We start from the raw sequence: 23,578 nt of genomic DNA, 5'->3' as shown, positions 1-23,578 counted from the left end.
GCGTTCTCCTCGGGCAGGGAGCGTAGGCAAGGGAGCGTGGCCACCCCGTTCGAGGGATCATTCCGTTTCACGGCCGCGTCGGGCGGCCGGTCTCGCCGGAACGTTCGCGACGATGGGGCTCGGACGGGTCCTCGTGTACCAGACGCGCGAGCGTGCCGGACGGACCCTGGTCCCGTGCGCCCTCCCGTCACGCACGTTGGCCGGGGGCACTGATATCCCCCGAGCGCACGCGTTGCCAGACATGCGCACCGGGGATTGTGCCGCTTTTTGAGGCATTCTGCGGGGTAATTCGTTCTATGGCCGGTACCGACCGGAGTAAGCCCGTGCTTTTTCCGGGCACCGGATGCCCGTTCGCGCGCCAGCAAAGCAGCCCGTCGGGCAGAATGCGCTGGCACGCATCATGCAAGCCTGCGCTCGTCGGCAGACGACCCGGTGGCGCCCGGATGTCCTCAGACCGAGCCTGATCGGCGAACGAGAGAATGCAGGGATGACAAAATACAAGCTCGAGTATCTATGGCTCGACGGCTACACGCCGACGCCGAACCTGCGTGGCAAGACGCAGATCAAGGAATTCGACAGCTTCCCGACGCTCGAGCAGCTCCCGATGTGGGGTTTCGACGGCTCGTCGACCAAGCAGGCCGAGGGCGGTAGCTCCGACTGCATGCTGAAGCCCGTGCGCCACTTCCCCGACTCGACGCGCAAGAACGGCATCCTGGTGATGTGCGAAGTGATGATGCCGGACGGCCAGACACCGCACGCCACCAACAAGCGCGCCACCATCATCGACGACGACAACACCTGGTTCGGCTTCGAGCAGGAATACTTCTTCTACAAGGACGGCCGCCCCCTCGGCTTCCCCGCCGCCGGCTACCCGGCCCCGCAGGGTCCGTATTATTGCGGCGCCGGCTACTCGAACGTCGGCTCCCTCGCGCGCCAGATCGTCGAAGAGCATCTCGACCTCTGCCTCGACGCCGGCATCAACCACGAGGGCATCAACGCCGAAGTGGCCAAGGGCCAGTGGGAATTCCAGATCTTCGGCAAGGGCTCCAAAAAGGCTGCCGACGAGATGTGGGTCGCCCGCTACCTGCTGCAGCGCCTCTGCGAGAAGTACGAGATCGACGTCGAGTATCACTGCAAGCCGCTCGGCGACACCGATTGGAACGGCTCGGGCATGCACGCCAACTTCTCGACCGAGCACCTTCGGACGGTCGGCGGCAAAGAGTACTTCGAGAAGCTGATGGCGGCCTTCAAGGACAACATCGCCGACCACATCGCGGTCTACGGCCCCGACAACCACATGCGCCTGACCGGCAAGCACGAGACTGCGGCGATCGACCAGTTCAGCTACGGCATCGCCGACCGCGGCGCCTCGATCCGCGTGCCGCATTCCTTCGCGAACAACGGCTACAAGGGCTACCTGGAAGATCGTCGCCCCAACAGCCAGGGGGACCCCTACCAGATCGCCTCGCAGATCCTGAAGACCATCGCCTCAGTGCAGATGGAAGCTTCGATGAGCGAGGCCGCAGCCTAACTTTTGCGATAAGATCGACGAGCCCGGCGGCGCGGACCAAATGGTTCCGCGCCGCTTTTCGTTTCGGTTATCGATTCCTCACCGTCATTTCGAGGCCACGCAGCGGATCCCGGAATGACGCGGGTCGATCAATCCCCGAAGATCGACCAGCCCATGCGCTTGGTCAGCGTCTCCAGTGCTATCCGCCCGAGATGCGAGTTGCCGGCCGCGTCGAGCCCCGGCGACCACACCGCGATCGAGGCTTTTCCCGGCGCGATGGCGAGAATGCCGCCGCCGACGCCGCTCTTGCCCGGCAGGCCGACCCGGTAGGCGAACTCTCCCGAGCCATCGTAGTGGCCGCAGGTCAGCATGATCGCGTTGATGCGGCGGGCCCGCTCCGGCGAGATCACCAGAAAGCCGGTCGCGGGGTTGCGTCCTTCGTGTGCGAGGTAGCGCCCGGCCATGGCGAGCTGCCGGCACGACATCGCGATGGCGCAGTGGTGAAAATACACGCCGAGGGTGAAGTCCACCGGATTGTCCAACACGCCGTAGGACTTCATGAAATTGGCGAGCGCGACGTTGCGGAAGCCCGTGCGCTTCTCGGAGGCCGCCACGGCCTCGTCGATCGCGATCGTCGGATCTTCGGCCAGTTCGCGCATGAAGCGCAGGATCTCGCCCAGCGCTTCGCGCGGCTGGTGCCCGGACAGGATCACGTCGGTGACGGCGATGGCGCCGGCATTGATGAAGGGATTGCGCGGCACGCCCTTTTCCAGCTCCAGCTGGACGATGGAGTTGAACGGGTTGCCGGAGGGCTCACGGCCGACCCGCCGCCAGAGCCTGTCGCCGACCATGCCGAGCGCCAGGGTCAGCGTGAACACCTTGGTGATGCTCTGCGCCGAAAACAGCGTTTCGCAATCGCCGGCGGCTGCGATTTGGCCGGCATTGTCGATCACGGCGATGCCGAAGGCTTGTCGGTCGGCGCGGGCGAGTTCGGGAATGTAGGTGGCGACGTCGCCGCGATCCGGCCGCTGCCGCATCTCCTCGGCGATCTCGCTCACGACGTCGTTGAGGTTCGGCAGGAGAAGACTCGCGGTCGGGTTTCGAGGGAGAGCGAACCGAAGGGTGATCAGGTGCCCGTGAAGCTCGCGGGCGGCAATGCGCCGTCCTCCAGCAGCATCCGTGCCGCAGCGTCGAAGCCGGCCCAGGCGGCGAAGGCGAGGCGGCTGCCGGTGCTGATCCGGCGCACGCCGAGCGCAGCGAGGTCGGCCACGCGCATCGACGGGGCGGTCAGCAGCACGTTGACGGATCTCGGCGCGACGGCCTGCACGATGGCGCGGATGCCGTCCGGGTCCGAAAAACCGGGTGCGTAGAGGCAGTCGGCGCCCGCCTCGGCATAGGCGACAAGCCGGTCTATGGTCGGCCCGAGGTCCTTCCGACCGACCAGGAAACTCTCGCTGCGGCCGACGAGGATCGTCTGTGGGTCGACGGCGTCGATCGCTGTCCGGGCCGCTGCGATACGCTCGACGGCCAGCGTGGTGTCGTAGAGGTCGTCGCCGGCGCGATCCTCGATCGAGAGCCCGGCGACACCCGTCTCCATCGCCAGCGCGACGTTCGCGGCCACGCTCTCGGGATCGTCCGCAAAGCCGGATTCGTAATCGGCGTTCACGGGCAGGTCGGTTGCGGCGCAGAGCGTGCAGAGGTGGTCGAGCACCGCGTCACGGGTCACGGCCCTGTCGTCGAGGCCCGTGCTCCAAGCCAAGCCTGCGCTGGTCGAAGCGAGCGCAGGAAAGCCGAGCTCTTCGAGCCGCCTGAGACTACCGACATCCCAAGGGTTCGGAAGGACAAAACAGCCCTGCGCGTGCAAGGCCCGAAAGGCGCGGCGCGCGGCTGTCGCCCGGCCACCCATCTCAGATCGCGTCCGGCCCCGTCTCGCCGGTGCGGATGCGAATGGCTTCCTCGATCGTCGACACGAAGATCTTGCCGTCGCCGATGCGGCCGGTCTGAGCAGACTTGCGGATCGCCTCCACGGCAGCCTCGACCTGCGCGTCCCCGAGCACGATCTCGAGTTTCACCTTGGGCAGGAAGTCGACGACGTATTCCGCGCCGCGATACAGCTCGGTGTGACCCTTCTGGCGACCGAAGCCCTTGGCCTCGATCACGGTGATGCCTTGAAGCCCCACGTCCTGCAGAGCTTCCTTCACCTCATCGAGCTTGAACGGCTTGATGATCGCTTCGATCTTCTTCATTCGGTGGCGCCTGATCTGCGCTTTCGCGAGGATATGGATTCCTAGCACCGCCTCCCGAAGACCGCCACGGGGTTTTGCCGGGAGCCTCGGGCAAACTGCATAAGCGTTGAGCAGATTCTGCGCATTATCTGGGCGATTTGCTCGCAATGGCCCATTCCGCAGGCAAGGCTTGAGCGATGCGCGAGCATGAACCGGAGACGCTACCGATGACGACCAACCGTCTGATCACCGTCGCGGCGATGAGGCGGGTCGACGAGACCGCCATCGCGGGCGGTGTGCCGGGCTACGCGCTGATGCAGGCTGCCGGGGCGGCAGTGGCCGATCGCGTTCGCACCCGGGTGCCGGCGGGCGGGCGAGTCTTGATCCTGTGCGGCCCCGGAAACAACGGCGGCGACGGTTTCGTCGCGGGAAGGCTGCTCTCCGATGGCGGCCTTCCCGTCGTGCTGCGTCTGCTGGGCGACATTTCCGCTCTTTCCGGCGACGCCGCGCTCGCAGCCGCCGATTGGACGCGTGCCGGGCATGCTGTCGAGGCCGCAGGAGCTGCCGGCGATTTTAGCGGCTTCGACGTGATCGTCGATGCGATCTTCGGTGCCGGGCTGACGCGGGACATCGACGGTGAGGCGCGGGCGCTGATCGAGGCGATCGGCCGGTCCGACACGCCGGTGGTCGCGGTCGACGTGCCGAGCGGCCTCGACGGCGACAGCGGCGAGATCCGGGGTGTCGCGGTCTCGGCGGTGGAGACGGTGACGTTCGTGGCGCTCAAGCCCGGCCATCTGCTCCAGCCGGGGCGCTCGCTCTGCGGGACGCTGCATGTCGTGGATATCGGCGCGGGCGAAGCGGCGCTGAAGGCCGGCCTTGCCGCAGATGGGGCGCCGGCATTCCGCAATGGGCCGGATCTCTGGAATCCTGCATTTCCGCGTCCCTACGCGGAGGGCCACAAGTACACCCGCGGCCACGCCCTCGTCCTGTCGGGCCCGGCTTTCAAGACCGGCGCGGCGCGGCTTGCCGCCCGCGGGGCGCTGCGCGTGGGCGCCGGACTGGTCACGGTGGTCTCGCCGAGCGGCGCGATGGCCGAGAACGCCGCCCACCTCACCGCGATCATGCTGCGCGCCTGCGACAGTCCCGACGACCTCGACGACATCCTCACCGACGAGCGCCTCGACACGGTGCTGCTCGGCCCCGGCCTCGGAATCGGCGAGGCCACCCGCGACCTCGTCGCCGTGGCAGCCTCGGCGGGCCGCAAGCTCGTCCTCGACGCCGACGCGCTGACGAGCTTCAAGGGTCAGGCCCCTTTGCTCGCCGACCATCTCGGCCAGGGCGGGTCGCAGGCCGTGCTGACCCCGCACGAGGGCGAGTTCGCCCGGCTCTTCGCCAACACCGACGCCGTCGCCGAGGGCCTGAGCAAGCTCGAACGCACCCGGCGCGCCGCGGCGGTCGTCGGCGGCATCGTGGTGCTCAAGGGCGCCGACACCGTGATCGCCGCGCCCGACGGCCGGGCCGCGATCAACGACCACGGCACGCCCTATCTCGGCACCGCCGGCTCCGGCGACGTACTCGGCGGACTGATCGCCGGACTGCTGGCACAGGGCATGGACCCGTTCGAAGCCTCCTGCGCCGGAGTCTGGCTGCACGGCGATGCCGGACTCCGGCATGGGCCGGGGCTGATCGCGGAGGACATTTCGGAGTTGATGCCGGCGGTGTTGGCCGGGGTGCTGGCGCTCAGCTGACTTCGAAACTCGTCCAAAGCCCCGTATCGAACCGCTCAAGCACCGTGGAGCTGATCAGCCAGCGGCCGGGATTGTCGGCGAGGAAGGCGATGCGGGCGAGCTTTCCGTCGAGCAATTGGAAGGTGTCGAGCCAGTAGGGCTCCCAGCCGTCGTCGAGGGGATGGAGCAGGCGGAAGGCGTGGCCGTGCACGTGGAGCGTCTGCAGGAACGATGTGTCGTTGCGCACCGTCAGCACCACGACCTGACTGCGCTTCACGCTGAAGGCGGGGGCGGCACCCGCCGCGCCGCTGACGCCGTTGACCTGCCAGATCCGGGTCGGGTCGCCGGTATAGGCCGGCTCGACGCCGGGCTTGTCCTTGTCGACCTTGGCGCCGCCCGTCAGGATCAGGTCGCGGCGAAATGCGTTCTGCAGACGCACCTCGGCCGGCAGCAGCGTATTGTTGCCGATCCCCTTGATCTCCGGGCGCTTCTGCGTGAGCGGCGTACCCCTGGTCGTGATCGTCGCGAGTGCCAGGCCGCTGCCGATCAGCGCGTTGATCGTCACCGTGCCGCCGGCCTCGGCCGGCATGTCGACGAGCAGATCGTAACGGGTACCCGGCGCGAAGGGCAGCGTCGCGCGAAGGGGTTCGAACGTGTCGGTGGGCTGGCCGTCGACGGCCACGACGTAGGCCTTGGCGCCGTCGAAGCGGATGCGGGTCGTGCGCGCGTTGCAGGCATTGGCGATGCGCAGCCGCAGACGGCTGCCGGGCGGCACCTCGACGGCGTCGGGAATCGGCTTCCCGTTGAGGGTGACGAGATTGCCGAGCCGGCCCGAGGCTGCGGCGAAGGCGACCTGACCAAAGGGTAGCGGCTGGCCGTCGTCGTCGAGGCGCACGTCCTGCAGCAGGAAGCTCAGGTCGCGATCGACAGGCGGCGGCGTCTTCTCCTCGACGACGAGCATGCCCGAAAGCCCGCGGCCGGACGGCTCGCTCGATCCGCCGACGACCAGTGGCCGGATCACCGAGGTCCCGGCATCCGGGGGCGTGAAGGCGTAGGTGAAGGTCGCGCCCGGCGCGATCGGCGGCTGCGTCACCCCGCCGACCCCGTCCATGGCGTTCTGGTTGCGCACGCCGTGCCAGTGCAGGGAGAGCGGTTTTTCGGTCTTGTTTTCGAGTTTCAGGCGCACCGCCTCGCCGTGCTTGATCCGCAGCACCGGCGGAACCGACTTGCCGTCGAAGCACCAGATCGGGGTCTCCTGCGCCGGCTCAGGCTTCAGACGCGCCTTACCCGGGGCGGTGGTCCAGGTCGTCTCCGCCTGTGCAGCGCTCGGGTTGCTCTGGGAAAAGGCCGGACGCGGCGCCCAGGCGAAGGCGGCGACGCCTCCGAGGAGAGCGCGTCGGGAGGGTCCTGACCGGGCTTCGCGTGGCGGCATGGCACTCGGATTGTTTGTGGCGAAGCGGAACGCTCGGGCCGTTTCTTAGCGGCGGGCGGACCCAACCGCCACCGGTCCGCCTGGGACTGTAAGTTTTTTGCTGCGGCCCGGAATGCCCGTGTTATAGAGCCGCCCCTGTGCGGCCGGACGTGTGCCTCCTCGCAGGTGCCCGCGGGCGTGGCGGAATTGGTAGACGCGCTGGTTTTAGGTACCAGTGTCGCAAGACGTGGGGGTTCGAGCCCCTCCGCCCGCACCAGTCCAGCCGCCGTGACCGCCGAGGGGCCTGGGATGGGCTGCCCCGCGGTCGCGTCGAGACGGCCCCCGACCCCCCGGATCGGTCCGTCGCCCCGCCACGGGCTTGCCCGCGGCGGACGAAGCCATTGCGTACGAATTTCAGAGAAGCGGACGAGACGACGATGCAGGTGACCGAGACGACTTCCGAAGGGCTGAAGCGCGAGTTTCAGGTGCTGCTGCCCGCGAGCGAGCTCGAGGATCGCCTGAACACCGAGCTCTCGAACATCAAGGGCAAGGCCCAGCTCAAGGGCTTCCGTCCCGGCAAGGTGCCGGTGGCGCATCTGCGCAAGGTCTACGGCAAGTCCGTGATGGCCGACGTGCTGCAGAACGCCGTCAACGAGGCGAACCAGAAGATCGTCGCCGACAACAGCCTCAAGCTGGCACTCGAGCCGCAGATCGAATTCCCGAAGGACGAAGAGCAGAACATCGTCGAGCGCGCCCTCGACGCCAAGGCCGACCTCGCCTTCAAGATCAAGCTCGAAGTGCTCCCAACCTTCGACCTCGTCGACCTCTCCGGCGTCACGCTGACGAAGCCCGTCCTGAAGCCCTCCGACGAGGAGGTGCAGGAGGCGCTGGACCGCATGGCCAAGCAGAACCGCGACTTCTCCGCCAAGGACGAGGGTGCCGAGGCTGCGACCGGCGACAAGGTCACCATCGATTTCGTCGGCCGGATCGACGGTGTCGAGTTCGAGGGCGGCAAGGGTGAAGACGTCGAGCTGGAGCTCGGTTCGAACAGCTTCATCCCCGGCTTCGAGGACCAGCTCGTCGGCGCCAAGGCCGGCGACAGCCGTGTCGTCAAGACCGCCTTCCCCGAGGGCTACCAAGCCGAGCAGCTTGCCGGCAAGGATGCCGAGTTCGATGTCACCGTGAAGTCCATCCAGGCCCCGGGCGAGGTCGTGATCGACGACGAACTCGCCAAGCGCTTCGGCATGGACGACCTCGAGAAGCTGAAAGAGGCTGTCAGCAAGGCCATCGGCACCGACTACGAGGCACAGTCGCGCCGCAAGCTCAAGAAGGCGCTCCTCGACGCCCTCGACGAGAAGTACGCCTTCGAGCTGCCTCCGAGCCTCGTGACCCAGGAATTCGCCAGCGTCTGGGCCCAGGTCGAGCAGGACCTGAAGACTCGCGAAAAGACCTTTGAGGACGAGGGCACGACCGAGGAAAAGGCCACCGCCGAGTACAAGACCATCGCCGAGCGGCGGGTGCGTCTCGGACTGGTGCTTGCGCAGGTCGGCGAGACGGCCGATATCAAGATCTCCGACGAAGAGGTCAACCAGGCCCTGTTCGCCCGGGTGCGTCAGTTCCCCGGCCAGGAAAAGGTGGTCTACGACTTCTATCGCAACAATCCGCAGGCGCTCGCCGAGCTTCGCGCGCCGCTGTTCGAGGAGAAGGTCGTCGACCACGTCCTCGGTCAGGTCACGCTCGTTGAAGAGCCCGTTTCCAAGGAGACGCTCTTCGCCGACGACGACGAGGAAGCCGCGCCTGCCGAGACGAACGAGGCGGCGGCCGAGAAGGCTGCCGGCTAAGGCCCGCACCCGGGTTCAGGGAAGCGGGCCCGATCAGGCGGTGTTAAGTACCGCCGTAGTTGGCTTGTAACACCGGCTTCGGGGCGATTCGTCCCGGCCGGTCCCCGACCCAGAGGGCGTGACGATGAGAGATCCGGTCGACTATTTTCAGAGCAACCTCGTCCCGATGGTGGTCGAGCAGTCGAGCCGCGGCGAGCGTGCCTTCGACATCTATTCGCGCTTGCTGCGCGAGCGCATCATCTTCCTCACCGGCCCGGTCGAGGATTACGGCGCATCGCTGATCGTCGCGCAGCTGCTGTTCCTCGAAGCCGAGAACCCGAAGAAGGAAATCTCCTTCTACATCAACTCGCCCGGCGGCGTGGTGACCTCGGGCCTCTCCATCTACGACACCATGCAGTTCATCCGCTGCCCGGTGACGACGCTGTGCACGGGTCAGGCGGCCTCGATGGGTTCGCTGCTGCTCTGCGCCGGTGAGCCCGGCCAGCGCTTCTCGCTGCCGAACGCCCGCATCATGGTCCACCAACCCTCTGGCGGGTTCCAGGGCCAAGCCACCGACATCCTGATCCATGCCCGCGAGATCGAGGCCCTGAAGCGGCGCCTCAACGAGATCTACGTGAAGCACACCGGCCGCGACTACGAGACCATCGAGAAGGGCCTCGAGCGCGACAACTTCATGACCGCCGACGCCGCTAAGGAGTTCGGCATCATCGACGACATCCTGCACAAGCGGCCGGAGCCTGCAGCGGCATGATTTGCGGCCGGCGAAGCCGGCAGCGGCCCGATGCGTCGTTTTGGCGACAGATCGGGAAAGTCCGCAGGTTGATCCGGAAGCGGCAGCATGATTGCATCGGGGTTCTGATCCCTTCGGCCCCGATGCAGGCCCCGAGGTGACTGTTTCTTTAGGCAGATACCTTTAACTATGAGCGATGCGCGTTCGTCCCTTGCCGGCGACGCGCTCGCGGAGCGGAGACGGACATGAGCAAGACTGGCGGCAACGACTCGAAGAGCACGCTGTACTGCTCGTTTTGCGGCAAGAGCCAGCACGAGGTCCGCAAGCTGATCGCGGGCCCGACGGTGTTCATCTGCGACGAGTGCGTCGAACTGTGTATGGACATCATCCGCGAGGAGTCGAAATCCTCGCTCGTGAAGTCGCGCGACGGCGTCCCGACCCCGAAGGAAATCCGCCGGGTCCTCGATGACTACGTCATCGGCCAGGACTACGCGAAGAAGGTCCTCTCGGTCGCAGTCCACAACCACTATAAGCGCCTCGCCCACGCGACGAAGCACTCGGACGTCGAGCTGGCGAAGTCCAACATCATGCTGATCGGGCCGACGGGCTCGGGCAAGACGCTGCTCGCGCAGACGCTCGCCCGCATCCTCGACGTGCCGTTCACGATGGCGGATGCCACGACGCTCACCGAGGCCGGCTACGTCGGCGAGGACGTCGAGAACATCATCCTCAAGCTGCTCCAGGCTTCCGACTACAATGTCGAGCGGGCGCAGCGCGGCATCGTCTACATCGACGAGATCGACAAGATCTCCCGCAAGTCGGACAACCCCTCGATCACCCGCGACGTCTCGGGCGAGGGCGTGCAGCAGGCGCTCCTGAAGATCATGGAGGGCACCGTCGCCTCCGTGCCTCCGCAGGGCGGCCGCAAGCACCCGCAGCAGGAGTTCCTGCAGGTCGACACGACGAACATCCTGTTCATCTGCGGCGGCGCCTTCGCGGGGCTGGAGCGGATCATCTCCCAGCGCGGCAAGGGCACCTCGATCGGCTTCGGCGCGACCGTGCAGGCCCCTGACGACCGCCGCACCGGCGAGGTGTTCCGGTCCGTCGAGCCCGAGGATCTTTTGAAGTTCGGCCTCATCCCCGAGTTCGTCGGCCGTCTGCCCGTCCTGGCGACGCTCGAGGATCTCGACGAGACCGCGCTGAAGCGCATCCTGCAGGAGCCGAAGAACGCCCTGGTGAAGCAATACGCCCGTCTCTTCGAGATGGAGAACGTCGAGCTGACCTTCCAGGACGAGGCGCTCTCCATGGTCGCCCGCAAGGCGATCGAGCGGAAGACCGGCGCCCGCGGGTTGCGCTCCATTCTGGAGACGATCCTGCTGGAGACGATGTACGATCTGCCGGGCCTGGAATCGGTCGAGCAGGTGGTGATCGGACCGGAGGTCGTGGAGGGCAAGTCGCGGCCGCTCTACATCCACGGCGACCGCAACAAGGAAGCGCCGGCCAGCGTCAGCGCGTGAGACATCCGGGCCGTGCCGCAACAGCGGCATGGCCCGTTCGCTGCGGCGAAAGTGAAACTTGAAAGCGGTGGCGGCGAGCGCCACCTGAACGACAGCGCAGTGGCCGCACGCTCCCATTTCGAGGTGCGGTGCCGCGTCGCCAGCCGCACACGTTCGATCCGATCTCCGACCATACGCGGCCCGGTCGGCCCGTGGCAGGATGCTTGCTCGTCGAGAGGAGCGAATGCCCGGCGTCAGAGCACAAGGGAAGCCACCTTATGACCCAGTCGAAATCGCGCCAGCCGGTCGTCCCAGGTTCGACGGGCTCCTACGCCGTCTTGCCCCTGCGCGACATCGTCGTATTCCCGCATATGATCGTGCCGCTGTTCGTCGGACGCGAGAAGTCGATCCGCGCCCTCGAAGAGGCCGTCCGCACCGATCGGCACATCCTGCTCGCCACGCAGATCAACGCCGGTGACGACGATCCGTCGACGGACCAGATCTACACGATCGGTACGCTGGCTTCCGTGCTGCAGCTGCTGAAGCTGCCCGACGGCACCGTGAAGGTGCTGGTCGAGGGTGCCGGCCGCGCCAAGATCGAGGCTTTCACCCGTTCGGACGAGTATTACGAGGCGACCGCGGAGACGCTCACCGACGAACTCGGCGACCGGGTCGAGGCCGAGGCGCTGGCACGCTCGGTGATCTCCGAGTTCGAGAACTATGTGAAGCTCAACAAGAAGATCTCGCCCGAGGTCGTCTCCGCCGTCACGCAGATCGACGAGCCCTCGAAGCTCGCCGACACGGTCGGCTCGCATCTCGCGGTCAAGATCGCCGACAAGCAGGCGATCCTGGAGATCCCCACGGTGGCGCAGCGCCTCGAGCGTGTGCTGTCGCTGATGGAGAGCGAGATCTCCGTGCTCCAGGTGGAGAAGCGCATCCGGACCCGCGTGAAGCGGCAGATGGAGAAGACCCAGCGCGAGTACTACCTCAACGAGCAGATGAAGGCCATCCAGAAGGAGCTCGGCGACGGCGAGGACGGCCGCGACGAACTGGCCGAGCTCGAGGAGAAGATCGAGAAGACCAAGCTCTCGAAGGAAGCCCGCGAGAAGGCCACCGGCGAGTTGAAGAAGCTGCGCCAGATGTCGCCGATGTCCGCCGAGGCGACCGTCGTGCGCAACTATCTCGACTGGATGCTCGGCATCCCGTGGAACAAGCGCTCGAAGATCAAGAAAGATCTGCTCGGCGCGCAGGCCATGCTCGACGACGATCATTTCGGCCTGGAGAAGGTCAAGGACCGCATCGTCGAGTACCTCGCCGTGCAGCAGCGCGCGAACAAACTGACCGGCCCGATCCTCTGCCTGGTCGGCCCCCCCGGCGTCGGCAAGACCTCGCTCGGCAAGTCCATCGCCAAGGCGACGGGCCGCGAGTTCGTGCGCATGTCGCTCGGCGGCGTGCGGGACGAGGCCGAAATCCGCGGTCACCGCAGGACCTATATCGGCTCGATGCCGGGCAAGGTCGTACAGTCGATGCGCAAGGCCAAGACCTCGAACCCTCTCATCCTGCTCGACGAGATCGACAAGATGGGCATGGATTTCCGCGGTGATCCGTCGGCGGCCCTGCTGGAGGTCCTCGACCCCGAGCAGAACGCGACCTTCAACGACCACTATCTGGAAGTCGATTACGACCTCTCGAACGTGATGTTCGTGACGACGGCGAACACGCTGAACATCCCTGCGCCCCTGATGGACCGCATGGAGATCATCCGGATCGCCGGCTACACCGAGGACGAGAAGGCCGAGATCGCGCGCCGCCACCTGATCCCGAACACGCTCAAGAAGCATGGTCTGGACGTCAAGGAGTGGTCGATCACGAACGATGGCCTGATGATGCTCATCCGCCGCTACACCCGCGAGGCGGGCGTGCGGAATCTCGAGCGTGAGATCTCCAACCTCGCCCGCAAGGCGGTGAAGGAGATCTTGATCAACAAGGTCAAGACCGTCGAGGGCACACCGGAGACCCTGCCGGAATTCCTCGGCCCGCCGAAGTTCCGCTACGGCGAGATCGACGCGGACGATCAGGTCGGTGTCGTCACCGGCCTGGCCTGGACAGAGGTCGGCGGCGAGTTGCTGACGATTGAAGGTGTCATGATGCCCGGCAAGGGCAAGATGACGGTCACCGGCAACCTGCGCGACGTGATGAAGGAGTCGATTTCCGCGGCGGCGAGCTACGTCCGCTCGCGGGCCGTCGATTTCGGCATCGAACCGCCGTTGTTCGAGCGCCGGGACATCCACGTCCACGTTCCCGAGGGTGCGACCCCGAAGGACGGTCCGTCGGCCGGCATTGCCATGGCGACAGCGATCATCTCGACGCTCACCGGCATCCCGGTGCGCCGCGACGTCGCCATGACCGGTGAGGTTACGCTGCGCGGCCGCATCCTGCCGATCGGCGGCTTGAAGGAGAAGCTGCTGGCTGCGCTCCGCGGCGGCATCAAGACGGTGATGATCCCGGAAGAAAACGCCAAGGACCTCGTCGAGGTGCCCGACAGCGTGAAGAACGGCATGGACATCATCCCCGTCGCGCGCATGGAGCAGGTCCTGATCCACGCCCTGGTCCGCCAGCCCAAGGCGATCGAGTGGGACGAGCCGCTGCCCCCGGTGAAGAAGCCGGGCCAGGAAGACGGCGCAGCGGTGGTCGCCCACTGAGGCGATCACTTGAGGCCTGAAACGACAAGAACCTCCGGGGGTCCACCCTCGGAGGTTCTTTTTTGTGTGCTGACGGGGTGATGCGGGTCCGAGCTGGAGCAGGCTGCAAAAAAGTGGCAACGGTTTTTCGTGCGAAGCCTGCTCCAGACTTTTGAACCGATCACGCTGCGTTTTGATCGGTTCGATCAAAACGCAGCGTGATCTAGGCCGGACGGCGTGGATGGCCTAGCTTTGACGCTCGCTCGGTGTTCGACAGGATCCGCGCCATGGCACGTCTCTTCTATCTCTGCCCACTCGCCATGCTCCTGGCGACCGCGCCGGCGCTCGCCGTCGAGCGGGGCCCGCTGCCTTCGGAAGGCGCGTTGGAGGCCTGTCCGGAGCAGGGCGCCGGCTTCGGCCGGATCCCCGGCACAACCACCTGCATCCGCATTTCCGGCCGGGTCGCAGTCGGCACCGATGCCGGCGCGCGGATACGCGCGCCATCGACGGCAGCGAGCCATGGCCGGCTCTCGATCGACACCCGCAGCGAGACCGATGCCGGCCCGCTGCGCACGTTCGTACGGGTCGACGCCGGACGCCGCTGACCAGTCACAGGCTCCGCGACAGCACCAGCGGCGCCCGTCCGGCGTTGCGGCCGTAGGGGGAGGGGGCAGCCGACGGCCGGCCGTAGACGGTCGAGGTGCTGGCCTTGCCGAGTTCGTCGGCGAGCGTCCGTATCAGCCCTTCGGAAACGGTGCGGGCCGTGGCGAGCACGGTCTGGTTCATCTCGACCACGGCAGTGAAGCGGCGATGGGCGGCCTTTAGGGTCTCGATGCCCGAAGGCGCGAAGCGGGCCAGGGCGATGGCGTTGGCCTTGGCCGCCTCCAGGCCGTTCAGGTAGGCGGAGGCGAGTTCGGCCTTGCGCGGCCCCTCGACCATCGCTTCGCGGATGCGCCCGGCACGGACACCGTCGCTCTCGCTCGCAAGCACAGCGTCGAGGTCGCGCATCGTCGCCATCAATCCGGCGACGAAGGCGTCAGCGGAAGCCTTGTCGAGGATGCGGACGGCGCGTGGATCAGGCGCCTGCACTGCGGGCCTCCTGCATCTTCATCATCTCGGAATAGACTTGGCTGGCGATGCCGACGCCGCCGCTCTTCACGATGGAGCCGGCATATTCCTTGGTCAGCATCGAGCGCCAGACGCCGCCACCGGTGCCGTTCTCGCCGAGCGGACCTTCGGTGCCGCTCGACTGCGTGATCGATTCCAGGCTGTTCTCGAGGAACATCGACTCGAAGTCGTTTGCGGTCTTGTGCGCCTTCGCGGAGGCCGCCGCCTTGGCGGTGTCCATGGTGTCGGTGTCGGTCTTGGCGAGCGCGCCGGCCAGCGCCTTTCCGACGCCAACGGCCGCGGAGGCCGCGAAGGTTGCCAGGGGAAGCATGATCAGGCCCTCACTTCTTCAGGATCACATGAGTTCGATGTCGGCCTGGAGCGCGCCGGCGCTCTTGATGGCCTGGAGAATCGAGATCAGGTCGCGCGGTCCGACGCCGAGCGCGTTGAGGCCGTCGACGAGTTCGCGCAGCGTCACACCCTCCTTGACCAGCGCGAGCTTGTTGCCGTCGCCGGTATCGACCTTCACGGCGGTGCGCGGCACCACCACGGTCTGACCGTTCGAGAGCGGAGCCGGCTGGCTCACCTGCGGCTGCTCGGTGATCGTCACCGTCAGGTTGCCCTGGGCGATCGCCACGGTGGAGACGCGCACGTCGCGGCCCATCACGATGATGCCGGAGCGCTCGTCGACGATCACGCGGGCGGTCTGGTCGGGCTCGACCTTGAGCTGCTCCACCTCGGTGATGAGGCGGATCATGTTGCCGTGATACTTCGCCGGGATCTGCAGCGTGACGGTGGCCGGGTCCGTCGGCTCGGCCGTATCGGAGCCCATGAAATCGTTGATCACCGAGGCAATGCGCTTCGAGGTGGTGAAGTCGGGGTTGCGCAACGAGAGACGCAGTGTGCGGGCGTCGTTAAGCTTGAATGCGACCTCGCGCTCGATCATCGCGCCGTTGGAGATGCGGCCGTTAGTCGGCACGCCACGGGTGATCTTGGCGGACTCGCCCTCGGCCGAGAACCCGGCGATGGCCACCGACCCTTGTGCCAGCGCATAGACCTCGCCGTCGGCGCCGAGCAGCGGTGTCACCAGCAGCGTGCCGCCCTGCAGCGACTTGGCGTCGCCGAGCGAGGACACGGTGACGTCGATGCGGTTGCCCTGCGTGCCGAAGGGCGGGAGGCTCGCGGTCACCATCACCGCGGCGAGGTTCTGGGTGCGCATGGTGGCGCCCCGCGTGTTGACGCCGAGCCGCTCCAGCATCGCCTGCAGCGATTGCTTGGTGAAGGGGATGTTGTTGAGCGTGTCGCCGGTACCGTTAAGGCCGACGACGATGCCGTAGCCGACGAGTTGGTTCTGCCGCACGCCTTCGATCGAGGCGAGATCCTTCACCCGCGACAGCGCCGAGGCCGTGCCGGTGGCCGACAGCCACAGGCCGAGCCCCAGCGCCAGGAGCGCCAGGAGGGGGAAGGAGCTGAGCCGGACGGGACGCGGGGTCATGAGGGACTCGATGAATGTCGAGACCCATGTTGCGAGCGCCGTGCCATGTTTCGGATTTATTCAAAGCGTTGAAATCTATGATATTTCACGATTTCATTGACTGGCGGCGCCGGGCCGGCAACCCGTCCGTTCCTGCCGGCCCGGCAGCTTCTGCCGGGCAGTTTACCGGTGGTTAACCATGACGGCCGGAAGACTAAACGGGTCGAACCCTCCGGGGTTTCCGTTCCCACCCGCGGCCAGGATCATGCGCGTCGAGCACCGCTTCGCCACCGTCGCCGCCGGCCCGGCCTCCGCCGGGCGCCGGGCCGAGGGAGCACGGGCCTTCTCGCTCGCGGAGAGCGCGCAGGTGACCCGCCCGGGCACGGCCGCCACGGCGCAAACGGGCATGCTCGCCGGCCTCGACGCCATCCTCACGCTCCAGGGCAACCAGGATGCGCCGCAGGAGCGCCGTCGCCGCTCGGTGAAGCGCGGGCACGACCTCCTCGACGGCCTCGACCGCCTCAAGGCGGCGATCCTGGGAGGCCGCGTCGCGACGCACGAATTGCAGGCGATCGCGGGACGCCTGTCCGAGCATGCCGAATCGAGCGGCGACCCCCGCCTCGACGGCCTCGTCGCCGACATCGAACTGCGTGCCGCCGTGGAGCTCGCCAAGCTCGAAGCCCTGCGCGGCGTCTGACGCCGGTCAGCTTCCGAGAAGCGCCTCCAGCGTGCAGGTCAGGCCCTCGGGCGCATAGTCCGTCTCGACCGAACCACCCGAAAGCCCGCGCTCGATCAGCCGCGATCCGAACCCCCTTCGCGATGGCGGCGCGACCGTGGGGCCGCCGCGCTCGGTCCAGCTCAGGCGGAAGGTGACGTCCTCGCCGGTGCCGACGACGGACCAGACCACCGAGACATGACCGCTCGCATGCGAGAGCGACCCGTACTTCGCGGCGTTCGTCGCCAACTCGTGCAGGATCAGCGAGAGCGACAGCGCGATGGACGGATCGACATGCATCGACGGCCCGTCGATCGCGAAGCGCCCTTGCCCGTCGGCATGGAGGGCCAGGGCGCCGCGCACCACGTCGGCCACTTCGGCGCTCTCGCGGCGGCCGGCGAGCAGGATGTCGTGCGCCTTGCCGAGCGCGATCAGGCGCGGGACGAGATCCTCGCGCGCCGTGTCGAGATCGGAGGCGTTGCGGAGGGTCTGCGTCGCGATCGACTGCACCATCGCGAGCGTGTTCTTGAGCCGATGGCTCAATTCGCCGTTGAGCCAGCGCTGCTGCTCCTCGGCGCGCGCCTGGGCGACGGCCGCCTGGGTCCGGTCCGCGACCGTGCGCACGAAGGCGACCTCCTCCTGCGTCCAGTCATGCGCCCGATCGTAATGCACGAAGGCGACCGCCGCGAGCCGGCCGCGCTCGACGATCGGTACGTTGACGAGCACGCGGATGCCGAGGCCGATCAGCGCGTCCGACATCCCCCGCGTCCGCGGATCGTCGGTCACGTCGGCGACGATCACGGTCTCGCCGCGCTTCAGGTCGTCGATGAACGAGCCGTAGTCGCGGAAGCGGTGCAGGCCGGTGATGCTGGCGGTGCCGGGCCTGCGCCAGTCCGGCTGCATCGTCACGGTCTCGCGGGCATGGTCGACGAGGCCGTAGCCGGCTCGCGTCGCGCCGAGCGCCCGGGCCATGACCTCGGCCGCCGCGTAGGCGATCTCTCCGATTTCGTCGAGGTCGCGCAGACGGTCGCCGAGCTCGACCAGGGCGTCCTTGCGCTGCTCGGCGGCCTTCCGCTCGGTGATGTCGATGGCGATGCCGGGATAGCGGGAGGGCCTGCCCTGCGCATCGTGGTAGCAGCGGCCGCGGGCATAGATCCACGTCACGGTGCCGTCGCGCCCCAGCAGGCGATACTCCTCGCGGAACTCCCCGGCCGTGGCGATGGCCGCCTCGATCCGCTTGCCGACGAAGGCTCTGTCGTCCGGGTGGATGCCGTCGATGAACTCCAGGATCGGCGCGCCCGAGGCCGCGATGGCGGGGTCGACGCCGTACATCCGCGCGAAGGTCTCGCCTGCGTAGACGCGATCTTGCACGATGTCCCAGTCCCACCAGCCGAGCGACCCGGAGGCCTCGACGGCGAAGGCGAGGCGCTCCTCGCTCAGCGCCAGGGCGGCACGGCTGACCCGCAGTTCGGCCTCGAGATCGCCGGAGGCCCCGATCTCCGAGACGGCGCCCGCGAGATCGAGCTGGTAGTCACGGTCGGCCGCCTGCATCTGCCGCTGCACGAGCCGCCGGGAATCGAGGCCCGCATCCCGCAACAGTGCGCGCAGGCGCGTGTTCTCCGCAGCAAGCTCTTCGGCAGACAGAGGTTTATGGCTTGGTTCGGTCACGTGCCGCTCGTCTGGAGGCTTTCGAGCTTAGCCGGAAAGGGCTGTCCGGACAACGAGATGGGAAGTGTACGGGCAAGACCGCATCGCCGCAGCGCGGATGGAGGGCGCGGCCGAGGCCGACGCGGATTCAGCGCTTCGTTGACGGTGCCGTGCCGATCCCCGACAAGACGCCCGCGTGAGGGGGCGAACGCAAGCGACGCGCCCTGGATAGCGCAGCCGATGCGGCGTCCATGCTCTTCAACTCGTTCATCTTCCTCCTCGCCTTCCTGCCGGTCGCCCTGGCGCTGCACGCGCTCGCCGAGCGCTATCGGCCGGACTGGCGGCTGCCGCTGCTCGTGCTGCTGTCCTTCGTGTTCTACGGCTGGTGGGATGTCCGCTTCGTGCCGTTGCTGCTGGCCTCGATCGGGCTGAACTGGCTGGTGGCGCGGGCCTTCCTCGCGCGCCCCGTCGCCTGGCTGATCCCGCTGGCGATCGGCGCGAACCTGCTGATCCTGGCACTCTTCAAGTATCTGAACTTCTTCGCCGATCTCGCCAACCTGCTGCCCGGCGCAGCACTGCCCCATCTCGATTGGGTGCTGCCGCTCGGGATCTCGTTCTTCACCTTCCACCACATCATGTACCTGACCGACCTGAGGGCCGGTCGCGCGCCGGCCTTCGGGCTAACGAAGTACGCCCTCTACATCGCCTTCTTCCCGCAGGTTCTCGCCGGCCCGCTCGTGCGCTGGAGCGAGATCATGCACCAGTTCGACGAGCGCCCGTACGCGCGCGCCGACGCCATGGAGCGGATCGGCCGCGGCATCCTGCTGCTCACGGTCGGGCTCGCGAAAAAGGTGCTGCTCGGCGATCCGCTCAGCGTCTACGTGAATCCGGTCTTCCAGGCGGCGGCCGCGGGCAAGGTCGTGACCATGGCCGAGGCCTGGCAGGCGACGCTCGGCTTCACCTTCCAGATCTATTTCGATTTCTCCGGCTACACCGACATGGCACTCGGCATCGCGCTGCTGTTCGGTCTCGTGCTGCCGCAGAATTTCGACGTGCCCTACCGCTCCACGTCGCTGCGCGATTTCTGGCGGCGTTGGCACATGACGCTGTCGCGCTTCCTGCGCGACTACCTCTACATCGCTCTCGGCGGCAATCGCCGCGGCCTCGCCTTGCAGATGGCCGCGCTGTTCGCGACGATGACGCTCGGCGGTCTCTGGCACGGAGCCGGGCCGACCTTCGTCGCCTGGGGCGCCGCCCACGGTCTCGGACTCGCGGCCGGCGTGCTCTGGCGCAAGGCCGGGCGAACCATGCCGGCGGTGCTCGGCTGGGCGCTGACGCTGCTGTTCGTGATGCTCACCTGGGTGCTGTTCCGCGCGACGAGCTTCGAGGCGGCGCTCGCGGTGTTCAAGGGGCTGTTCGGGCTGGCGCCCGCCGGGTCCGCCTTCAAATGGCGCACCATCGCCATCGCCGCAGCCGTCGCGACGCTCGGGCCCAGCGCCTGGGCTGCGGTCCACAAGGCGCCGCCGAGCCGAACGCTCGCCATCGCTGCCGCAGTGCTGTTCGTGGTCGTGCTCCTGAAAATCGGGGACGATGCGAATTACGAGTTCATCTATTTCCAGTTCTGAGCGGATGACCGGCTCCGAGAGATCAGACGCAGAGACACGCTGGGCCGGGTGGACCCGCGGCTTCATCCAGGCGTTCGCCGGCATCGTCGCCGGCTATCTCGCGCTCGCCTACGCGATCGACCCTTTCGACAGCGGGCGTTCGCCGCTGCTCTCCGTCGGCGCGGTGCGGCCGCAGGGACCGCGCACCTCCGCCGCCCTGCGCGGGCGCGATCCAGCCTACCAGGGCGCGGTCTTCGGCAACTCGCACATTCAGCTCATCGAGCCGGGCCGTCTCGCCCAAGCGACCGGGATTCCGTTCGTGCAGCTCTCCATACCGGCGACGGGGCCGAACGAGCAGTTCGCGTTGATGAACTGGTACCTCCGCCACCATGCCGCGCCCCGTGCCCTGGTCGTCGCCGCCGACAACCTCTGGTGCACGAACGATCCGGCCCTGCCGAACGACAAACCGTTCCCGTTCTGGTTGTTTTCGGAGCACATTGCGGTCTACCTGCGCGGCCTGCTGCGCTGGTCGGTCCTGGAAGAACTCCCGGACCGGATCGGCTGGCTCCTACGAAAGCAGCGCGAGACCGCACCGCGCGACGGCTGGTGGGACTACGAGGCCGACTACGCCGCCATCGGCCATACCGGCCATCCGGGCACGGCGGCCGGCCACGAGGCGCGCGCTCCCGAGATGCCGGAACCCGGAACCGCCGGTCCGTCCTTTCCAGCGGCCGAACGTTTCGCCGCCATCGCAGCGGGCCTGCCGGCCGAGACGGCGCTGGTGCTGGTGTTTCCGCCGATCTACGCCGACGCGTTGCCCCGGCCCGGAACGCCGCGCGAGCGGGCGGAGCAGGCCTGCAAGGCGGCGCTCACCGCATCCGTGCGCGGGCACCGGCGCAGTGCCGTGCTGGACTGGCGCCGCGACGGGCCGGAGGCGCGCGACGCGGCCCTGTTCTTCGACCCCTCGCACTACCGGCACCCCCTTGCGCAGAAAATCGCCGCGGACATCGCCGCCGCCATCGTGACGCTGGAGGACGGCACCAAGGCTCGGTGACGGCCGCGTGCCTTCCACGGGCGATCAACGAAGACCGAAAATCTCTATTCGCAGCTGCCCGTAGGACGGCATGAAAGAATTTCTTGAAACTGGATCGTCGAGATCGGTGTCGAAGTTGAATTTACCGAGAGTTTTACCGATACGACCGTGACGTGTTTACCTCATCGCGGCAGCTTTTCGTGTCGACCCGTCCAATCGGCCCGCCATACGTTGTGAAGCCACCATCCCTCGATTATACGCTCGCCCATGATCGCGGCTGACCGATAGGGATTGGCGTGAGGCGAACCATGGCGAAGGTGACGATCGACGAGAGCTACACGCCCTCCGATGCGGAGCCTTTCATGAACGAGCGGCAGCGCGAGTACTTCCGTCGCAAGCTCGTGAATTGGAAGAGCGAGATCCTTCGGGAAGCTCAGGGAACGCTCACGTCTCTGCAGAGCGAGAACGAGAACCATCCCGACCTCGCGGACCGCGCCTCGTCCGAGACGGACCGGGCCATCGAGTTGCGGGCGCGCGACCGTCAGCGCAAGCTCACCAGCAAGATCGATGCGGCCCTCGCCCGGATCGAGGATGGCTCTTACGGCTTCTGTGAGGAAACGGGCGAGCCGATTTCGCTCAAGCGCCTCGACGCCCGGCCGATCGCCACCTTGTCGCTCGAAGCGCAGGAACGCCACGAACGCCGCGAGCGTGTCTACCGCGACGATTGAGATCGATCGCCGGAACCAGACATCTCCGAGAGCAACGCTGAACGGCCAAGGTCATCTTGGCTGTTTTTCTTTGCGCAGGACCGTGCGGTATTTTGCCTGACCCAGGAACATCGGCGACCAGTTCGGCTTCTCCGGACAACCAACCCGGAGCCATAGTGCAATGTCGAACGATACCCTGATTCCGCTGCTTGCCATTTTCACGATCGTGGCGGTCGCCGCCTTCGCGATCTGGCAGCGTGGCCGCGTCGCGAAAGCCAAGAACGATCCGGAGCGCTCGGCTTTCACGAAACACCACGGGGAAGCGCCCCGCGCCAACCGGCCCGGCACCGAGCACTGACAAAATCGATCGCGGGGAGGTCTCGGTTACCGTTTCCTCACCGCTTCGGGACCACGATCGGATCGTAGCCGAATCAAGGCCCGGAGGTCCGACATGGACGACTTCTATCGCGGGATCGAAACGTCGCTTCTGGCGCTCACCCTGGTGCTCGGCCTCGCCGTGGCGGCGACGTCGAACCTGTCGCCGGGCGCCATGACGGGAGTGGAGATCGCCACGACCCTGCCGATGATCTCCGTCACCGCCGGCGAGCCGGCGGAGTAGGATCGGGGGCCCACCGCATCCCTCAGGACGCGGCAGCCGGGCGGTTCGCCGACGCCGAACCCTTACCGCCGCGGCGGGCCTGCAGCAGCAGGCTGGCCAAGGCGGCGATGACGACGATGACGCCTTGCGTGCCCAAAGCCTCCCAGCTTCCGTTGAGGCCCAGCGTGCTCACGAATTCCGGCACGCCATCGTTGTGCACGGGGATGATGGCCTGCTCCTGAAGCTCGAGGAAGGCGGCGCCGACCATCTTCAGCGCCATCACGAACAGAAACGCCGACGTGATGATGAACATCGGCCGCAGGGGCAGGCGCAGGGCCAGCCACTGCATCGCCACGAACATCGCCATGAGCGCGATCGAAGCGGCGGCGAGCCCGGCAAGCAGGCTCCCGTCGAAGCCGTTGGCGCCCTTGGCCAACGCATGCAGGAAGAGAACCGTCTCCGCGCCCTCGCGGAACACGGCGAGGAAGGCGATCGCCGCGAGCGAGACGATCGTCCCGGCGCCGAGCGCCTTCTCGGCGAGGCGGTTCAGATCCGCCTGCCAGGCCCGCGGGTCCTGGCGCAGGAAGAGCCAGCCGCTCATGTAGAACATCAGCGCCGCCGCGAGCAGCATCACGGCCGCCTCGAACAGGTCGCTGTGGTTGCCGTCGTAATAGGTTTCGAAAATCCAGGCCATGCCGAGGCTCGCAGCCACGGCAGCGGCGGCACCCGCATAGAGCGGCCCGATCCGCTCGGCGGCCCCCGCCTTGCGCAGGAAGGCCGCCAGGGCGGCGATCACCAAGAGGGCTTCGAGCCCCTCCCGGAACAAGATCGTGAAGGCCTGTGCGAACGTCGACCCATCCACCATCACGGACATTCCCTCACTCGACGGCAACGCGCTTCCACCTGACGGCCTGCACGGAGGAAAGACTTCGATCGATGAACCCGGCAGAATCGGTTGTTTGGAACAGTTCCGAACAAGCAATCGCGGGAACGACGACAGGTGAGCGGCCGGCTTGATTTCCAGCGACGGACTACCTCCGTTTCGAAGATCTTTTCAAGGCCCCGGCATCTG

At 67.0% G+C, this 23,578-nt stretch carries 22 protein-coding genes and 1 tRNA gene; 14 read left to right on the top strand and 9 right to left on the bottom strand.

The features are described from left to right. Positions 1-487: 487 nt before the first annotated feature. On the top strand, positions 488-1,531 hold the full coding sequence (locus FV217_RS04015; RefSeq protein WP_147814530.1) for a glutamine synthetase beta-grasp domain-containing protein: 1,044 nt from the start codon (positions 488-490) through the stop codon (positions 1,529-1,531). A 128-nt stretch (positions 1,532-1,659) separates the two neighbouring features. Here FV217_RS04015 and FV217_RS04010 read toward each other — a convergent pair whose 3' ends face one another. The 3 genes from FV217_RS04010 to FV217_RS04000 are packed head-to-tail and all read right to left on the bottom strand — an operon-like array spanning position 1,660 to position 3,756. Beyond that, a complete protein-coding gene (locus FV217_RS04010; RefSeq protein WP_147814528.1) occupies positions 1,660-2,589 on the bottom strand; it encodes a glutaminase in 930 nt (309 codons plus the stop codon). A 47-nt stretch (positions 2,590-2,636) separates the two neighbouring features. Further along, positions 2,637-3,416 (bottom strand): isocitrate lyase/phosphoenolpyruvate mutase family protein, encoded by a 780-nt coding sequence (locus FV217_RS04005; protein ID WP_147814526.1) that lies wholly within the window; start codon positions 3,414-3,416, stop codon positions 2,637-2,639. A gap of 1 nt (position 3,417) precedes the next feature. After that, complete coding sequence (locus FV217_RS04000; RefSeq protein WP_147814524.1) at positions 3,418-3,756, bottom strand: P-II family nitrogen regulator; 339 nt, start codon at positions 3,754-3,756, stop codon at positions 3,418-3,420. Positions 3,757-3,962: 206 nt separating this feature from the next. On the opposite strand from FV217_RS04000, the gene FV217_RS03995 reads away from it, so the two are divergent. Continuing rightward, positions 3,963-5,483 (top strand): NAD(P)H-hydrate dehydratase, encoded by a 1,521-nt coding sequence (locus FV217_RS03995; RefSeq protein WP_147814522.1) that lies wholly within the window; start codon positions 3,963-3,965, stop codon positions 5,481-5,483. Here the strand turns inward: FV217_RS03995 and FV217_RS03990 are convergent. Beyond that, positions 5,476-6,894, bottom strand: a complete 1,419-nt coding sequence (locus FV217_RS03990; protein WP_147814520.1) for a multicopper oxidase family protein — start codon at positions 6,892-6,894, stop codon at positions 5,476-5,478. The genes FV217_RS03995 and FV217_RS03990 overlap by 8 nt on opposite strands. Positions 6,895-7,065: 171 nt before the next feature. On the opposite strand from FV217_RS03990, the gene FV217_RS03985 reads away from it, so the two are divergent. From FV217_RS03985 to FV217_RS03960, 6 genes are all read left to right on the top strand, one after another. Continuing rightward, a tRNA-Leu gene (locus tag FV217_RS03985) sits at positions 7,066-7,150 on the top strand. A gap of 160 nt (positions 7,151-7,310) precedes the next feature. Beyond that, positions 7,311-8,714 carry a trigger factor gene (tig, locus tag FV217_RS03980; protein WP_147814518.1) on the top strand — a complete coding sequence of 468 codons (1,404 nt, stop codon included), beginning with the start codon at positions 7,311-7,313 and terminating at the stop codon, positions 8,712-8,714. 124 nt (positions 8,715-8,838) lie between these two features. Beyond that, positions 8,839-9,465, top strand: coding sequence for an ATP-dependent Clp protease proteolytic subunit (locus FV217_RS03975; protein ID WP_147079266.1), 627 nt, complete (start codon positions 8,839-8,841; stop codon positions 9,463-9,465). A 224-nt stretch (positions 9,466-9,689) separates the two neighbouring features. Further along, entirely contained in the window at positions 9,690-10,961 is a 1,272-nt protein-coding gene (gene clpX / locus FV217_RS03970) for an ATP-dependent Clp protease ATP-binding subunit ClpX (protein ID WP_147079264.1), read from the top strand. A gap of 257 nt (positions 10,962-11,218) precedes the next feature. Beyond that, positions 11,219-13,642, top strand: coding sequence for an endopeptidase La (gene lon, locus FV217_RS03965; RefSeq protein ID WP_147814516.1), 2,424 nt, complete (start codon positions 11,219-11,221; stop codon positions 13,640-13,642). Positions 13,643-13,908: 266 nt separating this feature from the next. Next, positions 13,909-14,226: a porin gene (locus tag FV217_RS03960; protein ID WP_147814514.1), complete on the top strand. Its 318-nt coding sequence runs from the start codon at positions 13,909-13,911 to the stop codon at positions 14,224-14,226. Positions 14,227-14,230: 4 nt separating this feature from the next. On the opposite strand, the gene FV217_RS03955 is transcribed toward FV217_RS03960, so the two are convergent. From FV217_RS03955 to FV217_RS03945, 3 genes are read right to left on the bottom strand one after another with little or no spacing between them, the layout of a single operon-like run. Further along, positions 14,231-14,710, bottom strand: a complete 480-nt coding sequence (locus tag FV217_RS03955) for a hypothetical protein (RefSeq protein ID WP_147814512.1) — start codon at positions 14,708-14,710, stop codon at positions 14,231-14,233. Further along, positions 14,697-15,059, bottom strand: coding sequence for a rod-binding protein (locus tag FV217_RS03950; protein WP_147814510.1), 363 nt, complete (start codon positions 15,057-15,059; stop codon positions 14,697-14,699). Before FV217_RS03950 ends, FV217_RS03955 begins: the two co-directional genes overlap by 14 nt. A 24-nt stretch (positions 15,060-15,083) precedes the next feature. Further along, positions 15,084-16,184 (bottom strand): flagellar basal body P-ring protein FlgI, encoded by a 1,101-nt coding sequence (locus FV217_RS03945; RefSeq protein WP_306424640.1) that lies wholly within the window; start codon positions 16,182-16,184, stop codon positions 15,084-15,086. Positions 16,185-16,467: 283 nt separating this feature from the next. On the opposite strand from FV217_RS03945, the gene FV217_RS03940 reads away from it, so the two are divergent. Next, positions 16,468-16,899 (top strand): flagellar assembly protein FliX, encoded by a 432-nt coding sequence (locus tag FV217_RS03940; protein ID WP_147814506.1) that lies wholly within the window; start codon positions 16,468-16,470, stop codon positions 16,897-16,899. A gap of 6 nt (positions 16,900-16,905) precedes the next feature. Here the strand turns inward: FV217_RS03940 and FV217_RS03935 are convergent, their stop codons facing one another. Continuing rightward, complete coding sequence (locus tag FV217_RS03935) at positions 16,906-18,585, bottom strand: HWE histidine kinase domain-containing protein (RefSeq protein WP_147814504.1); 1,680 nt, start codon at positions 18,583-18,585, stop codon at positions 16,906-16,908. Positions 18,586-18,815: 230 nt separating this feature from the next. Between FV217_RS03935 and FV217_RS03930 the strand changes: the two genes are divergently transcribed. The 5 genes from FV217_RS03930 (at position 18,816) to FV217_RS22675 (ending at position 22,527) form a co-directional block, all read left to right on the top strand. Then, positions 18,816-20,189: an MBOAT family O-acyltransferase gene (locus FV217_RS03930; RefSeq protein ID WP_147814502.1), complete on the top strand. Its 1,374-nt coding sequence runs from the start codon at positions 18,816-18,818 to the stop codon at positions 20,187-20,189. Between the two features lie 4 nt (positions 20,190-20,193). Further along, the gene (locus FV217_RS03925; protein ID WP_147814500.1) at positions 20,194-21,222 is read left to right on the top strand and encodes a hypothetical protein; all 1,029 of its coding nucleotides are present in this window, start codon (positions 20,194-20,196) and stop codon (positions 21,220-21,222) included. Between the two features lie 287 nt (positions 21,223-21,509). Beyond that, positions 21,510-21,929 carry an RNA polymerase-binding protein DksA gene (gene dksA / locus FV217_RS03920; protein ID WP_147814499.1) on the top strand — a complete coding sequence of 140 codons (420 nt, stop codon included), beginning with the start codon at positions 21,510-21,512 and terminating at the stop codon, positions 21,927-21,929. Positions 21,930-22,089: 160 nt separating this feature from the next. Beyond that, the gene (locus FV217_RS22680) at positions 22,090-22,266 is read left to right on the top strand and encodes a hypothetical protein (RefSeq protein ID WP_187272422.1); all 177 of its coding nucleotides are present in this window, start codon (positions 22,090-22,092) and stop codon (positions 22,264-22,266) included. A 93-nt stretch (positions 22,267-22,359) separates the two neighbouring features. Next, positions 22,360-22,527, top strand: a complete 168-nt coding sequence (locus tag FV217_RS22675) for a hypothetical protein (RefSeq protein ID WP_187272421.1) — start codon at positions 22,360-22,362, stop codon at positions 22,525-22,527. A gap of 22 nt (positions 22,528-22,549) precedes the next feature. Here FV217_RS22675 and FV217_RS03915 read toward each other — a convergent pair whose 3' ends face one another. After that, positions 22,550-23,371, bottom strand: coding sequence for an FTR1 family protein (locus FV217_RS03915; protein WP_147814685.1), 822 nt, complete (start codon positions 23,369-23,371; stop codon positions 22,550-22,552). Positions 23,372-23,578 lie beyond the last annotated feature (207 nt).

Source organism: Methylobacterium sp. WL9 (assembly GCF_008040035.1).
Taxonomy (GTDB): Bacteria; Pseudomonadota; Alphaproteobacteria; order Rhizobiales; family Beijerinckiaceae; genus Methylobacterium; species Methylobacterium thuringiense.
Note: the sequence above shows the minus strand (reverse complement) of the source record. Positions and strands in the feature narration are given on the sequence as shown.

Bases quoted from the DNA above. Each gene is read 5' to 3' on its own strand.
- FV217_RS04015 (WP_147814530.1), top strand. From the start codon at position 488: ATGACAAAATACAAGCTCGAGTATCTATGGCTCGACGGCTACACGCCG.
- FV217_RS04005 (WP_147814526.1), bottom strand. From the start codon at position 3,416: ATGGGTGGCCGGGCGACAGCCGCGCGCCGCGCCTTTCGGGCCTTGCAC.
- FV217_RS04000 (WP_147814524.1), bottom strand. From the start codon at position 3,756: ATGAAGAAGATCGAAGCGATCATCAAGCCGTTCAAGCTCGATGAGGTG.
- FV217_RS03995 (WP_147814522.1), top strand. From the start codon at position 3,963: ATGACGACCAACCGTCTGATCACCGTCGCGGCGATGAGGCGGGTCGAC.
- FV217_RS03990 (WP_147814520.1), bottom strand. From the start codon at position 6,894: ATGCCGCCACGCGAAGCCCGGTCAGGACCCTCCCGACGCGCTCTCCTC.
- tig (WP_147814518.1), top strand. From the start codon at position 7,311: ATGCAGGTGACCGAGACGACTTCCGAAGGGCTGAAGCGCGAGTTTCAG.
- FV217_RS03975 (WP_147079266.1), top strand. From the start codon at position 8,839: ATGAGAGATCCGGTCGACTATTTTCAGAGCAACCTCGTCCCGATGGTG.
- clpX (WP_147079264.1), top strand. From the start codon at position 9,690: ATGAGCAAGACTGGCGGCAACGACTCGAAGAGCACGCTGTACTGCTCG.
- lon (WP_147814516.1), top strand. From the start codon at position 11,219: ATGACCCAGTCGAAATCGCGCCAGCCGGTCGTCCCAGGTTCGACGGGC.
- FV217_RS03960 (WP_147814514.1), top strand. From the start codon at position 13,909: ATGGCACGTCTCTTCTATCTCTGCCCACTCGCCATGCTCCTGGCGACC.
- FV217_RS03950 (WP_147814510.1), bottom strand. From the start codon at position 15,059: ATGCTTCCCCTGGCAACCTTCGCGGCCTCCGCGGCCGTTGGCGTCGGA.
- FV217_RS03940 (WP_147814506.1), top strand. From the start codon at position 16,468: ATGCGCGTCGAGCACCGCTTCGCCACCGTCGCCGCCGGCCCGGCCTCC.
- FV217_RS03930 (WP_147814502.1), top strand. From the start codon at position 18,816: ATGCTCTTCAACTCGTTCATCTTCCTCCTCGCCTTCCTGCCGGTCGCC.
- FV217_RS03925 (WP_147814500.1), top strand. From the start codon at position 20,194: ATGACCGGCTCCGAGAGATCAGACGCAGAGACACGCTGGGCCGGGTGG.
- dksA (WP_147814499.1), top strand. From the start codon at position 21,510: ATGGCGAAGGTGACGATCGACGAGAGCTACACGCCCTCCGATGCGGAG.
- FV217_RS22680 (WP_187272422.1), top strand. From the start codon at position 22,090: ATGTCGAACGATACCCTGATTCCGCTGCTTGCCATTTTCACGATCGTG.
- FV217_RS22675 (WP_187272421.1), top strand. From the start codon at position 22,360: ATGGACGACTTCTATCGCGGGATCGAAACGTCGCTTCTGGCGCTCACC.
- FV217_RS03915 (WP_147814685.1), bottom strand. From the start codon at position 23,371: ATGGTGGATGGGTCGACGTTCGCACAGGCCTTCACGATCTTGTTCCGG.